Origin of the sequence: Sporosarcina pasteurii, assembly GCF_041295575.1 — a bacterium.
Taxonomy (GTDB): domain Bacteria; phylum Bacillota; class Bacilli; order Bacillales_A; family Planococcaceae; genus Sporosarcina; species Sporosarcina pasteurii.
This window is the reverse complement of the sequence record NZ_CP160452.1, coordinates 1,972,525-1,986,841: the sequence shown is the minus strand read 5'-3', so window position 1 is coordinate 1,986,841 and position 14,317 is coordinate 1,972,525. Positions and strand designations below refer to the sequence as shown.

The 14,317-nt window shown below is 38.2% G+C and carries 9 protein-coding genes; 6 read left to right on the top strand and 3 right to left on the bottom strand.

What is annotated here, in order from left to right:
- Positions 1 to 429 precede the first annotated feature (429 nt).
- Entirely contained in the window at positions 430 to 2,196 is a 1,767-nt protein-coding gene (locus AB1H92_RS09330) for a choline/carnitine O-acyltransferase (RefSeq protein ID WP_115360557.1), read from the top strand.
- 308 nt (positions 2,197 to 2,504) lie between these two features.
- Here the strand turns inward: AB1H92_RS09330 and AB1H92_RS09325 are convergent, their stop codons facing one another.
- Positions 2,505 to 3,173, bottom strand: coding sequence for a TetR/AcrR family transcriptional regulator (locus tag AB1H92_RS09325; RefSeq protein WP_115360559.1), 669 nt, complete (start codon positions 3,171 to 3,173; stop codon positions 2,505 to 2,507).
- A gap of 279 nt (positions 3,174 to 3,452) precedes the next feature.
- Here AB1H92_RS09325 and AB1H92_RS09320 point away from each other — a divergent pair, with 279 nt between their 5' ends.
- Positions 3,453 to 4,958, top strand: coding sequence for a BCCT family transporter (locus AB1H92_RS09320; protein WP_115360560.1), 1,506 nt, complete (start codon positions 3,453 to 3,455; stop codon positions 4,956 to 4,958).
- Positions 4,959 to 5,025: 67 nt separating this feature from the next.
- On the top strand, positions 5,026 to 7,074 hold the full coding sequence (locus tag AB1H92_RS09315; RefSeq protein ID WP_115360561.1) for a CocE/NonD family hydrolase: 2,049 nt from the start codon (positions 5,026 to 5,028) through the stop codon (positions 7,072 to 7,074).
- 117 nt (positions 7,075 to 7,191) lie between these two features.
- Here AB1H92_RS09315 and AB1H92_RS09310 read toward each other — a convergent pair whose 3' ends face one another.
- Together AB1H92_RS09310 and nhaC are read right to left on the bottom strand one after the other, a co-directional pair.
- The gene (locus AB1H92_RS09310; protein WP_115360562.1) at positions 7,192 to 8,058 is read right to left on the bottom strand and encodes an MBL fold metallo-hydrolase; all 867 of its coding nucleotides are present in this window, start codon (positions 8,056 to 8,058) and stop codon (positions 7,192 to 7,194) included.
- Positions 8,055 to 9,476 carry a Na+/H+ antiporter NhaC gene (gene nhaC, locus AB1H92_RS09305; protein ID WP_243835593.1) on the bottom strand — a complete coding sequence of 474 codons (1,422 nt, stop codon included), beginning with the start codon at positions 9,474 to 9,476 and terminating at the stop codon, positions 8,055 to 8,057. Before nhaC ends, AB1H92_RS09310 begins: the two co-directional genes overlap by 4 nt.
- A 579-nt stretch (positions 9,477 to 10,055) precedes the next feature.
- Between nhaC and AB1H92_RS09300 the strand changes: the two genes are divergently transcribed.
- The 3 genes from AB1H92_RS09300 to AB1H92_RS09290 all read left to right on the top strand — a co-directional run bounded on the left by AB1H92_RS09300 (position 10,056) and on the right by AB1H92_RS09290 (position 14,064).
- Complete coding sequence (locus AB1H92_RS09300; protein WP_115360563.1) at positions 10,056 to 11,306, top strand: hypothetical protein; 1,251 nt, start codon at positions 10,056 to 10,058, stop codon at positions 11,304 to 11,306.
- A 727-nt stretch (positions 11,307 to 12,033) separates the two neighbouring features.
- A complete protein-coding gene (locus tag AB1H92_RS09295) occupies positions 12,034 to 12,984 on the top strand; it encodes a reverse transcriptase family protein (RefSeq protein ID WP_166739521.1) in 951 nt (316 codons plus the stop codon).
- A gap of 135 nt (positions 12,985 to 13,119) precedes the next feature.
- Complete coding sequence (locus tag AB1H92_RS09290) at positions 13,120 to 14,064, top strand: alpha/beta hydrolase (RefSeq protein ID WP_115360565.1); 945 nt, start codon at positions 13,120 to 13,122, stop codon at positions 14,062 to 14,064.
- Positions 14,065 to 14,317: the final 253 nt, after the last annotated feature.

Below are 14,317 nucleotides of genomic sequence, written 5' to 3'. Positions count from 1 at the left end.
TGTGTACGAAAATTTTTTAGACTTTACTAGTATACTTGATTTTTATAAAAGTAGAAAGTGTTTTCCCTTTCAGTCAGGTAGGTTCATTATAGGACTGTCTATCTGTCTATATTCGTGCGTAATAGAAGGCGATGGAGCGGACTTGCGAAGACAAAAATGGATAATTAGGCGTTAATCCATTATAATAGAGAGTAAGATGGACATAATTAAGCTCGGAAACCCAACTGCGCAATGCTTCGTATCGTGAAGCATGCGTTTGTTTTTTTGAATTGATACGCATCCTACATAGGAAAAAGTAATTAAAAGGCGATGCATTCTCTTCAATTTCTGCATATTTTTAAATGATCACGAGTAAAAGATAATTGGATTTAGAGCAAATAAATGTTCGAATTACCATCATAATAATATTTAGGTTCATAGAAAGGAGTAATTATTATAAAAAAGACATTTGATAATCAACAAAAATTACCATCATTCCCAATCCCACCATTAACGAGTACACATACGAAACTCCTCGAATGGATTAAACCCCTCGTAGATGAAAAACAATTTAATAATACGGCCAACGCTCTACAACATTTTTTTGAGAGAAATGGAGACGCAGAAAAGCTCCAAGAAAAACTTTATCAGTTAAAAAATAATACAGAAGGTAGTTGGCTTACGCCTTTTTGGGAAGACAAATATTTAAAGTACCGTGGTTCATTACCAACAGGTATGCATTTCAACATTTTAGTTGACCGACCGAGACTAAAAAAAGCGCCTACTACTGCAGAACTTGCAGGGAAAGTGAGTTTCTCGGTTGCGGAATATTACCATAAGATTATTGATGGTGAAGTAAAACCAGTTACGATCAAAGGTGTTCCATTAGATATGGGGCAATATAAAAAATTCTTTCGCTCTGTTCGAATTCCAAAAGTAAACCGAGACCAGTTCAGGGTTGCTAGTTTTGATAAAAGAAATAATTTCGTCATCATTATCTACAAAAATCATATGTACCAAGTTAACGTGACGAATGAAAATGGCGAAATTTACCAAAGTAAAATGATAACTGAAGCGATTGAAAACATCTTTCAAACAGAACAGCAAGAAGGAATGAATGTCGGTCTTTTTACAACAGCTGAAAGAGATGAAGCTGCACAAATCTATAATGATTTGAAGATATCTAAAGTAAATGCCGATAATCTTCAAGCGATTGCGGATTCCCTTATCGTAATTTCGATAGATGAAGATAGCGATAATTCTCAAGAAGCAATTGAAAATTTAATGTTAAATAGTCAAAGTAAATATTACGATAAAACTATTCAACTCGTCATAACGAAAAAAGGGCGAATTGGTTATAGCATCGAACATACCGCAGTTGATGGCACAACAATATTTGCCGTGATTAGTTATGTAAATGAAGGGTTTGCTGAGGAAACAGAGGAAATCATTTATACGGATGAAAAACCAACAAGTACAAAGTTGGATTGGGAAGTATCCGAAGAAATCGAGCAATCGTTACGAAAACTAGCAGAGAAAAGTAAGCAACGGAAAAATGAGTATCATGTAAAAACTGCGACATTTGAAGAATTTGGCGCAGATAAGATAAAGAGAATGCGTCTAAGTCCGGATGCTTTCTTCCATATGGCATTGCAAATTGCCCAGTACCGTACATTCGGTACGTTAAAGAGTGTTTACGAACCCGTATCTATTCGCCATTTTAAAGAAGGCAGGACGGAATGTGCGAGGGCGACTAGCATGGAGAAGTGGGCGTTAGTACAAGCATTAGAAAACAAGGATCATCATGATAACGAATTGTATGCGTTAATGAGGACTGCAAGTGATGCCCATTCAAATAGAATTCATGATTGTCGAACGGGTTTTGGTGTTGAAAGGCATATGTTTGGTTTGGAACAAGTTTATTTACAATACGGGGAAAACCTCGGAGTGAAAGAACTGCCTGCAATTTTTAAAGATGAAGGATATAAAACTTTACGTGAAGATTTCCTTTCTACAAGTGGGATGGCTTACGACAATGTAAAATCTCGAATTTTTGGACCTGTCGTGCAAGGCGGATTTGGAATTGCTTATATTTTACTGGATCATTCTATCTCGATTAATATTTCTTGTCGTACCGCTGAGAAAGAACAAGCCGCAAAGTTAAAACAACATATCATAGATGCATTAAAGGAATTAAAACAAATTGCAGGGAAGTAAGCGTTAAATAACAAAGTAAAACACCTTTTGATGGGAAATGGGGGAGAACGATTTGACCTCGTTTTACATTCAAGAGGTGTTTTTTATTCATTGAACAAAATAGATTACTACTTGAGGAATATAGAGGTGACAGTGTTCATATGGGGGACGATTCCCCCAGTGTATCGCAAAGAGGAAGCCAAGATTAAAGGGAAAGCAGTTTATGTGGGGGCTTCTTTAGAAAAATGAGGTAAATCCGATAGCATAAAGAATGGAAAAGTAGAGGGAGAATGTGAAGATTCTATCTCTACTTTTTTTATTGGAAATTTTTAGCTGGGGAGCTTATTTTTAAGTGCACTGTGAACGGTTTTTTCAATATAATGCATTGTCCTACTTGCGGCAACTTGACTGTCGTATTCTGTTCGGTTGTTTAACATATTTGATAACATCCCTTGCCAAATCAGAATTGTCATTTCATTAATTTCTTCTACATCTTCTCGTTTGATGTGACCTTCTTCTGCGGCGTTGTCCAGCAAGGATAAGCCTCGCTTTGTTATATTGCGTTCAAATAAAATAGATTTTAATTCTGTCGGAACATTAATTAATTCAGCAGGATAGATAGAATAATATTCTTCAATCAGTTTATGTGGTTGATTGCCCAAGTCTTGAATAAAGACCGCGTGAAACAATTCTGGTTTTTCGAATGAATGTTTGCACATGCATTCCCAAGCAAGCATGTATTTTTCATAGGAGTTTTGGCCACGAGCCATATATGTAGTCACATCGTCCACGTAGGATTTTAACATTTTCAGTGACGCGAAAAAAACTAAATGAGAAAGTTCTTTAAAGTAATTGTAGATGGTGGCACTATTGTATCCTGCGCGGTCTGCAACTTTACGGATTGTGACATGATGAATGCCTTCTTGTTCAATGATTTCCTTAGTCGCTTCGATAAAATACTTCCACATACGACTTTTCTGGATAGCTCTATTTGTCATTTTATTCCTCCTAGCATCATTTGCCTTGATTTGAATGGAAAATGTCCTCTGTATCAGTTTAACAAATCCAAATGGCCATAGTATGTTTGGTTTTTTAAATTCAATAATCTCTCATTCTTATAATTAATTTAGAAAATTGAAGGTTGTTCCTATATTTATTATATGGTAAAGTAACCGTATACAAAAATGTAATCATGATTACATGCTTGACTCTATCACATACAACTAGATTGGTAAAGTCTGGAATTATGGCGTTTTTGTGGAACTAGGGGGGATACAATGAGAAATGGACGAATTGATCCGTTTGTGTTTTGGGCATCACTAGTCGTGATTTTGGTCGCAACGGTCCTACTCGTTATGAACCGTAAAGTGGCTGAACCTTTTTTGGATGATTTGATGAGCTCAATTACTTATCAAATGGATTGGGCATTCCAGTTTTTAACAGTCGGTTTGTTTATTATCCTATTGTGGCTAGCTTTTAGCCGATATGGAAAAATAAAACTTGGAGAAGGTACACCAGAATTCTCTTCATTTAGCTGGGGAGCGATGCTTTTCACAGCGGGTATGGGTACGAGTATTATGTTTTGGTCGATGATGGAACCAATCTACTACTATATGGGTCCACCATTTGGCATAAAAGAGAAATCAGTAGAAGCAGCTGAATGGGCGGTAACATACGGATTATTCCACTGGGGACTATCAGCGTGGGCATTGTATGCATTTCCGACCGTTGTCATTGCTTACTCGTATTATGTACGAAAAAGGCCATCATTAAAAATGAGTGTTGCGCTGAGTGGGGCACTCGGTAAATATGCAGATGGATGGCTTGCAAAAGTGATTGATGTTTTAGTCATTTGGAGTTTAGTAGGGGGCCTTGGGACTTCTTTAGGATTAGGCGTTCCAATGATGTCCGCTGTTATTGGTGATATTTTAAATATCCCTGAATCGCTTGGCTTAAATGTTGTCATTATCATTATGATTACAATTATTTACTCAGCGAGTGCATTTTTAGGTTTACAAAAAGGAATTGCAAAACTCGCAGATCTTAACATTTATCTTGCATTGGCGCTTGCCGCATTTGTTTTCTTAGTAGGACCAACACTCTTCTTACTTTCTTATTTTTCAAACAGCTTCGGTTTAATGCTGCAAAACTTTTTGTTTATGAGTTTTTATACAGACCCAATTCAAGGTGGCGGCTTTCCGCAAGGTTGGACAGTGTTTTACTGGGCTTGGTTTGCTGCAACTGCTCCGTTTATGGGACTGTTCGTTGCACGAATTTCTAAAGGGAGAACCATTCGTGAGCTAATTACGCATATTTTATTATGGGGTTCTGTTGGCGGTTGGCTGTACTTTGCGGTGTTCGGTGGGTATTCTATGAACTTAGAGTTGAATAATATTGTCCCTGTTGCAGATATTTTGAATGAACATGGTGGACCGGCTGCAGTTGTAGCAATTTTAAAATCACTACCGATTAGCTTTATTGTGTTACCTTTCTTTGTAGTTCTTGGCATCATCTTCTTGTCAACGTCAATGGACTCTGCTACATATATATTGGCCGCGATTGCGACGAAAGAATTAAGAGAAGGGGAAGATCCAGCTAGATGGCATCGAATGATATGGGGAGCAATGTTAGCGGTTATTTCCATTTCATTGTTGTTAATTGGCGGGCTTCGTGTGATTCAAACATCAGCTGTGATTGTGTCTGTACCGATTTTTATTATTTACTTGTTGCTCATCGTTTCTTTATTTAGATGGTTGAAGCAAGACTTTCCATCTGGAAGGTGACAGTCACCGAAACATTCATGGATTTCATGTTAGTGACTGGCACCAATTATTTTTTGGAGGGATTTACATGGTTTTCAACGTTAGAGAATCAAACAGGTCGATCAAAACAAAATTTCCGAGAGAAGTTCGGGAAATTGAACATGTTTGGATTCCGATGTCAGATGGAACAAAATTAGCGGCAAAAATTTGGCTGCCAGTTGATGCGGAGGAAAATCCAGTTCCAGCGATTTTGGAATATTTACCGTATCGGAAAAATGATTTTACAGCACTACGAGATTCAATTCGGCATCCGTACTTTGCCGGGCACGGCTATGCAAGTATCCGTGTAGATATGCGTGGATGTGGTGATTCAGACGGGATTTTATATGATGAATATTTAAAGCAAGAACAAGATGATGGACTAGAAGTGCTCACTTGGATAGCTAAACAGCCTTGGTTTACAGGCGGCATTGGTATGATTGGTAAGTCATGGGGCGGTTTTAATGGCCTTCAAATTGCAGCGAGACGTCATCCTGATTTAAAAGCGGTCATTACACTTTGTTCGACAGATGATCGTTATGCCGATGACGTTCATTACAAAGGCGGGGCAATGCTTGCATCGGATATGTTATGGTGGGCATCAACAATGCTTGCGTATAATGCTCGTCCAGCTGATCCGGAAGTGGTAGGCGATTCATGGCGTTCGAATTGGTTAGAGAGGTTGGAAAAAACGCCGCCATTTGTTGAAGAGTGGATGCGTCATCAAAGACGAGACGAATACTGGAAACATGGGTCTGTATGTGAAAACTATTCGGATATTGATATTCCTGTGTATGCAGTTGGCGGTTGGGCTGACGGTTATACGAATGCAATTCCAAGACTTTTAGAAGGATTAAAAGGACCGAAGAAAGGTTTAATTGGCCCTTGGGCACACGAATATCCTGAAGTGGCTGTACCTGGTCCGCAAATTGGATTTTTACAAGAGTGTTTACGTTGGTGGGATCAGTGGTTAAAAGGTGAAGAAACAGGCATTATGGACGAGCCGATGTTACGTGCTTGGGTTCAAGATAGCGTTACGCCTGAAACAGATTATGCAATGCGTCCAGGACATTGGGTGGCCGAAAATGAATGGCCGCCGAAAAATGCCCAAGAGAAAATGTATTATTTAAGCGGAGAACAGCTAAGTGATGTCGTTACTTCTGAAAAAGAAGTCATCGTATCAAGTGTACAAGAACACGGCTTATACGCAGGCGTGTTTTGCCCGTTTGGACAACCAGGAGATTTATCCTCCGATCAGCGTATTGAAAACGGTCTTTCCACTGTTTTCACTTCCGAACCCCTTGAAGAACCGATGGAAATTTTAGGGTTTCCTGAATTTGACGTGGAATTAACATCCGACCAGATGAATGCCTTATTAACAGCGCGACTTTGCGATGTGGCGCCAGATGGTTCATCGACGCGTGTAACATGGGGCATGCTCAATTTAACGCATCGAAACAGTCATGAACATCCGGAGCACCTTGTACCAGGTGAAAAATATACAGTGACACTTCGTTTAAATGCAGTCGGTCATACGTTACCGAAAGGCCACCGCTGGCAACTGGCAATTTCACCAACTTATTGGCCACACGCATGGCCATCGCCAAAACCAGTAACATTGACTGTTTTGGCGAATGAAAATACAAGACTTCGCTTACCAATTCGATCTGCAAAACCTGTGGATAATGAATTAAAACCATTCGAACATCCTGAAACTGCGGAAGTGATGGAGCGAGAAATATTGCGTGAGGCGAATCGAACACGCGAAGTTCGACATAACACAATTACCGATGAATGGGTGTTAGACGATTTTTCAGATGAAGGTGCACGTCGACTTATTCAAAATGGCATAGAATATGGCAGTACTAACCGCAATATTTATACGATTAAATCAGGAGATCCTTTATCTGCAAAAGTACAATGTGACTGGACATTAACAGTTGGTCGTGGGGAATGGCAAACTAGCTTAGCAACGACAAGTACGATGACAGCGGATGAAGATACATTTTACTTGATGAATCATATTACAGCCTTCGAAGGCGATAAAGAAGTATTTACGAAAACGTGGAAAACTGAAGTACCGAGAGATTTTATTTAAAATCATATAAGCCTGTGCGATAGGAAATGGATGCGATCATCCGTTTTTCGCACAGGCTTTTTTATTGTTCCTTTAGCATACTTTTATTGAATGATTGAATCTATTTTAGGATTTCTGTTACAAAATAAATTCTATCATCTCATCAGCAATATGAAATCCAACTTCTTCTATTTGTTTCCGTACTTGACGGTCCGAATCGAGCGCTGGATTCGAGTGGTTGAAATGGGTGAAATAGATTTCAGTTTGTGAAACTAAATCTTGTAATCTATCCATCGTTTCTGTCATGAGTGGATGTGGAATTTCACCGTAACTACGACCAATTTTTTCTAAGTCTGCTACGGAATAAAATGTGCTGTCGAGTAAGCAAATATCTGCTTCTTTACAAGCGTCATAAATATCTTGGTCCCACTCATGCCACTGGTCGATATCTGGAATGTACAAAACTTTTTTATTCGGGCCTTTAATCCAAAAGCCAAAAGTTTCTGTGAATTCATTGCGGTGTGGTACCTCAACCGGCTTGATAGAAACATTTGGCGAAATTGACACATCTCGTCCATCCTCAATTTGTTCCAACTTAATATTTTCAAGCTTTGTCAACAAGCTCCATGGTGCATGTTCTTCCAGTAGCTTTTTCATTTTATTCCCAGCGAATACAGGCACACCTTTTGCGCCGATTGCTTCACGCCCTAAAAATAAGAGCCCCGGATAATGCCCTAGATGGGCGTGCGTAAGGAAAATGCTCTCCATCAGTTGACCTTGCAAATTGTATTGAATTTGTACGTTTGCCATTTGTTCTTTTAGGTCGGGTGTCGCATCGATTAAATGCCAAGCGTTCTCTTCTGGTAACACAATAGCTAGTGAGGCTGCATGTCTCTGATACTTAGGATTTTGCATCGCTTCTGAACAATTTTTACAGAAACAATTCGGATGGGGGAGCCCCGCGTCTTGCGCAGTTCCTATAACCGTTAAAATCACCTTACTCACTGTGAAATGGCTCCTTTCTGCATCGCAGTACTAGGTTGATACTTTTTCTTTGTAATTGTCCACCCTGTGTAACCAAATAGAATATTGATGAGTGGGACTAGGAATGCAAAAAATGTATATGGAATAAATTCGTTAAAACTGACGCCGAGGATCCCTGCCGCAAAAACGACCGGTACACTCCATGGTACGAGGTTAATCCCAACCGTCCCAGCAGCTTCCACGCAGCGTGAAAGGTTTTTCGTATCGATATTCATCGATTTATATTTATTAACAAAAGTTCTTGCAGGTAAAATGATTGCTAAAAACTGTGCGCCACTTGCAAAAGCAATCACAAATGTTGCAAGAATAGTCGAGCTAATGAGTCTACCAGTTGTATGTACTTTTGCCATCATACGTCTCGTCAACACCGCGAAAGAACCGGTTTCCTCTAAAATCCCACCGAGTGCTGTCGCAATGACAAGTAAGCCAATTGTCCCAAGCATTGAAACGAGGCCGCCGTGATTTAATAATGAATCAAGTGCGGCTATGCCAGATTCAACAGAAAATCCGCTTTGCATCATTTGAACGACTGATGAAACCGATGCGCCTTGCACAAAAACAGCGAGTACAGCGCCTAACAAGCCAACGCCCATTAATGCTGGAATGGCAGGTATTCGACGGAGCATGAGAAAAATTGTTAATAACGGCATAAGCAAAAGGAGTGGGTGGATGGTAAATAAATCATTTAACCCTGCTCGAATCATATGGATGCCTTCAGTATCAATGAGATGAGTCGTTAAAAAGCGCGTCCCGATAATCCAATATAAAATAATTGATAGAAGAAATGCGGGAAGCGTGTCCCAAAGCATATGTTTAATATGACTGAATAAATCTGTTTCGGCCATAACAGGCGCAATATTTGTTGTATCAGATAATGGAGATAGTTTATCCCCAAAAAATGCCCCGGAAATAATCGCACCGGCAACGAGTCCTGGAGGGAAACCAAGACCTTCTCCAATGACCATAAAAGCAATCCCAATTGTCGCAATCGAAGTAAAAGAACTTCCGAGCGTGATAGATACAATACCCGTTACGAGTGCCACAATCGGCACAAATAAAGCTGGTGAAATAATCGAGAGTCCGAAGTAAATCATTGTTGGGATTACACCGCTACCAATCCAAGTGCCAACGATAATCCCAATCACGAGTAAGATGAAAATGGCAGGTAGCGCACGCGCGACACCATTCACCATCATTTTTTGGATCTCTTCCCAAGTCCATCCGCAAATCGCGGCCACGACAGCGGCAGCAATGACACCGATGAGAAGTGGAATGTGCATACCCGCCTTCCAATAAAAAATGGAAAGTGCTGCCGCTCCAATTAATGTAATGATTGGAATCACTGATAACGTAAATGACATTTCTTTATTCAATTGCATTGCGTACGAGAACCTTTTTGAACTCAGCTAAAAAAACTCGTACTTCCCCCTTTCGAAATGTTTTGTATTTATGTATTAGGTTAGATTATCACGCAATTAGGATAAGTGCAACAACATTTTATTGGTAAAGGATATAATCTTTACTATCATACTAGAGTATTGTTGGAACAAGGTTGATCTCCGTTCCGGGCGGACGCTTTCCGTGGGGCGGGCGGTAAGCCTCCTCTGTCGCTTGCGCTCCTTCGGGGGTCTTACCTGTCCCGCTAATTCCACAGGAGTCGCCGCCCTACACTACAATCAACGAAGTTGACTACATCTAAGTGATTACTATAATAATAAAACCTATTTTAAAATCCCCTACTTCTATGCCAGTCAACATGCATCTATACCCAAAGTTAAGGGTGTTTTTAATTGGTTATACTCACCATTTATCAGACAAATGACCTATGAATATGGTAGAATTGAAGTAAGAACTGTCGTTATTTCTACTGGGGGGTTACATATATAGCAGGTTATATCAAAGCGGTTAATAGTTATTAATATAAACGCGAATTATATATGGAAAGGTTGGTCTTGTTTGTGAAATTACATTTTGAAGAATGGATTAAAAATGAACCAGGAGTTTCGGAAAACACAAAAGAATTAATTGATGAAGCCATTATTTGCTACAGAGCACAGGCCTATAGAGCAGCCTATTTATTTTCATTTTTATCTTTTCAAAATCTCCTTAAAGAAAGAATGCTTGTTGCTAGTTGTCCTCCGGGATATGATGAGGAATACTGGAAGGGTATACAGAGTGAATTGAGAAATGACGACAAATGGGAAGCAAAAATTATAGAATGTGTTGAAAGAGAAAGACCAGCCCAAATATTTAATTTATCTGTTGACACAAAACGGCAATACTTGTATTGGAAGGACAGAAGAAACGATTGTGCCCATGCTAAAAGTAATAAAATTGGTGTTAGTCACGTTGAATCTTTTTGGCTCTTTTTTGAATCAAATCTGTCAAAGTTTGGGGTTGGCGGGGGGAAAGAAGCATTACTAGAAAAATTAAAAGTGTTTTTAAATCCGGCCTTTACGCCAGTTGATTCCGATCCAACAAGTATAATTAAAGAAATACCTTTAACTGTTGATTCAGCCGATTATTTAGAAGTCATTGAAAATGTTTATGAACTAACTACAGTAGACATTTTCGGCCCTATGAAAACGCGGGTCTGGGATGAAATGTTTAAATTGAGAGGTGAGTTTTTAGATCAATTGGTTGAATTTATTAAAACTAATCAATCACTGTACACTCAGTTACTTAAAGAAGACCCTTCAAAAGTGCGGTTCTTTGCAAATGACCCAGCATTTATTCGCTCCTTATGGTACGAAATGAAAATGGATTTCAGAACATATAAAGTTATTATAGGTCTATTAAGACACAATCTCATTCCACGAGAAGAACTAAATGAAATGATTAGTACAGTTTCAAGTAATAACAATGATACATTTTTTTTTCAGGTAGAAGAGCCTGATTTATTGGTATTAGAAGAATCAGGTTTCTTCTCGGAGTTTAAAACACTCGCTTTTGTTGATATGAAAATAAATGATTTTAATTGGGCTAGGGAAAACAGAAATATTATCTGGCATTTGATTATTAGAAATGGATTTGATGAAACTATAGTTGAGGCATTGAATAATACAATGAGTAACTCATTTATACCTTGGAGGTTGAGAGATTCAATACTAGAGTTGTTTGAGGAATTTCCAAAATTAAAAGAGGAATACATTGACGTCAATAGCAGGATAAATGGTTGTTTGCCAGACAAACTCTTTAACTCGAACTAAATATTAATTCAGGGTAAGATATCTAATGGTATATTGAAATGCATAATCATTCAAAACTTAATTATGACGACCAAACTATGAATGTATGTTTTTTGAATAGTTGTAAAACAAGAGGGCTAGTGGTATGCTAGTCATGAAGCTTTTAAACTGTATCTCCTGCACACCAAGTTAATTTGCTATTATTAGCGGTAATTGTTGGACCCGTTCGGGGAATCCCCTCATGCGTCGTGCCGATGGGACACGTGTGATGTGAATTCCTATGAGAAGGTATGCATCAGATTATTATGAAGTATATTTATTCACTAAATGTGCGGGGGGGCTTCTAACTATTAAGTTTAATAGTTAGGTTAAGAAGGATAGAATAGGTTTTTAGAAATGCTTTGATTCCTTTTACTTTTTATATACTCCTAATAATATAGTGCGGGGGGAGACAGTAGTCTCTAATAATATTAGGAGGTAGGTATATTATGGATAATAATGACAATAAAGAGGTAGCTTCATCAAAGCAGGAAGAGAAAAAAGGGTCTATTATACCGACATTTTTAATGGCAAAGGAGTTATATAGCGAAATCGTTGAGATGCTAGATTTTTTTAAGTTTATCATCTTAATATGTCTAAAACTTTGTCGATTTGGATTAGCTATTTTAATTCAGATCCTTCCCTCACTGAAGCAATATGTTGAGTTTCTAATTTCTATCCTTTCTTGTATATACAAGGAGGGATTTTTTTGTTTCGAGAAAGCTTTCTATATGAACTATCAAATAAGAAGTTTCTATCTGAAATTATACAAGTCGATTTATCAGTACTTAAAAACTTGGAAGATTTATTGGAAACAGAAAAATGGAAGCCTTATAAACTGGAAAACAAAAAAAGGGATTTGTACAATCCAACTGTTCAACATAAAAGAGCTTTGAAAAGATTAGTGAGGTCTCTATACTCAATTACATATCCTACTTATCTTTATGGTGGAATAAAAAATAAAAGTTACATAGATAATGCTGCTATTCACAAGAACAATAAATACTTTCTCATTGCAGACATTGAGAAATTCTTTCCTAGTACACACGAATCTTACGTATACGATTTTTTTAGGAATAAAATGCAGATGTCAATTGATATATCCAGAATATTAACGTTACTAGTAACTTATCAACATGAAGAAGATTCTTACCGATATTTACCCCAAGGATTTCCGACGAGCCCATTACTTAGTTTTTTGGCATATAGTGATATGTTCAAGGAATTAGAACAGTTTGCTGAAACAAATAACCTAGTTTTCAGTGCTTATTATGATGACCTTACTTTCTCTTCTGCTAGTTTTATATCTAAACATTTGAAAAGAGAATTAGCTTTAATTTTAAGGCGGTATGGTTTTAATCTAAGCACTGAAAAAACTAGGTTCCAAAAAAGAAAAGCTAATAATATAACGGGGGTTATAGTTACTAAGGACGGGCTCAAATCACCCTATAAGCTTACTAAAAAACTAATGAGGCTAAGTAGTGATCTAGATAACAATTTAAAGAACTCCTCTTTGACCAAAGAAGAAATAATAGTTCAGCTTAGGCGAATCAGAGGATGTATAATAGCCATACAATCTGTAGACCCATCACGAAATCTTCAGGTATATGAAAAACAGATTAATGAAGTAAAAAGAGTGCATGACGTTACCTTCAGTTGACTTTTCATTATATATTGAATCAAATCCGTCTAGCTTAATGCTTAGTTTTCGCGTTTCAGATAGATTATTTGTTTTGCATAAACAATAAGTTTTAGATGACCCATTTTGTAAGCGTAGACAAAAGGAGGAATACGAATGACGTTACATCCACAGGCTAAAATGTTTTTAGATCAATTAGCTGCGGTAAGCAAAGGGGCTCCTGCAATCGATCAGTTAACTGCTGAACAATATCGCATGATTTCTGCTCAAATGTTTTCGCAAACAGGCGGTCCGCCAGAGGAAGTTGCACATGTAGAAAATGTTATGATTCTGGTAGATGACGGTGAAATTAACGTTCGTATTTATACTCCAGAAGGTGAGGGACCATTTCCAGTTTTTGTTTATCTTCACGGAGGAGGATGGGTAATTGGTGACCTGGATGTAGTGGACAGTACTGTGAGAGCTTTGACAAATGCATCTGAGTCTATTGTTGTTTCTATTGGATACAGACGTGCACCAGAATTTAAGTTTCCAACTGCTCCAGAGGATTGTTATGCTGCACTGAAGTGGGTAGCTGAAAATATTTCTAGGTACAATGGCGATCCAAGCTTTATTGCCATAGGCGGAGATAGCGCAGGAGGGAATCTTTCTGCAGCTGTTACACTAATGGCAAAAGATCGGGGCGGTCCATCTATTGCTTATCAAGTATTGATTTATCCAGCTACCAACTTTGCGTGGAATACGCCATCTATGGAAGAAAATGGCGAAGGTTATCTGCTGGATAAAGCTACAATTGATTGGTTTACCAAACATTATCTAAGTGAAAAAGATAAAACTTCACCTTATGCATCACCTATATTAGCAAAAGATTTAAGTGGATTGCCGCCTGCATTAATCATCACAGCACAATATGATCCTCTTAGAGATGATGGCGTCTTATATGCTGACCGATTAAGGGAGGCTGGGGTTAATGTTGAACTATCAAACTACGAAGGAATGATCCACGCTTTCTTTTGGATGGCAGGCGTAATGGATGCGGGAAGAGAGGCAATCGAACAAATAGGGAAAGCCATTCAGAAGAATTACACATCTGAAAAATGATGGATACCTACGTGACGTTAACTTCTGATAATTCAATGCAGTGCTATAAGCGTAATAACTTTTCATGCATTAAATTAAACGGTCATCGATTTCATTCTGTCAAATAGAAGCAAAAAATAACCCATCCTTGATTTGACAGGCTCAGATGGGTTATTTCTCGTCTAGAAGCCGCCCCCTTGCAGGGACCTCCAATTGGAATTACCGTCGATTTCGCACATCGACGTTTTTTTAGTATATATATATCTATTAGATA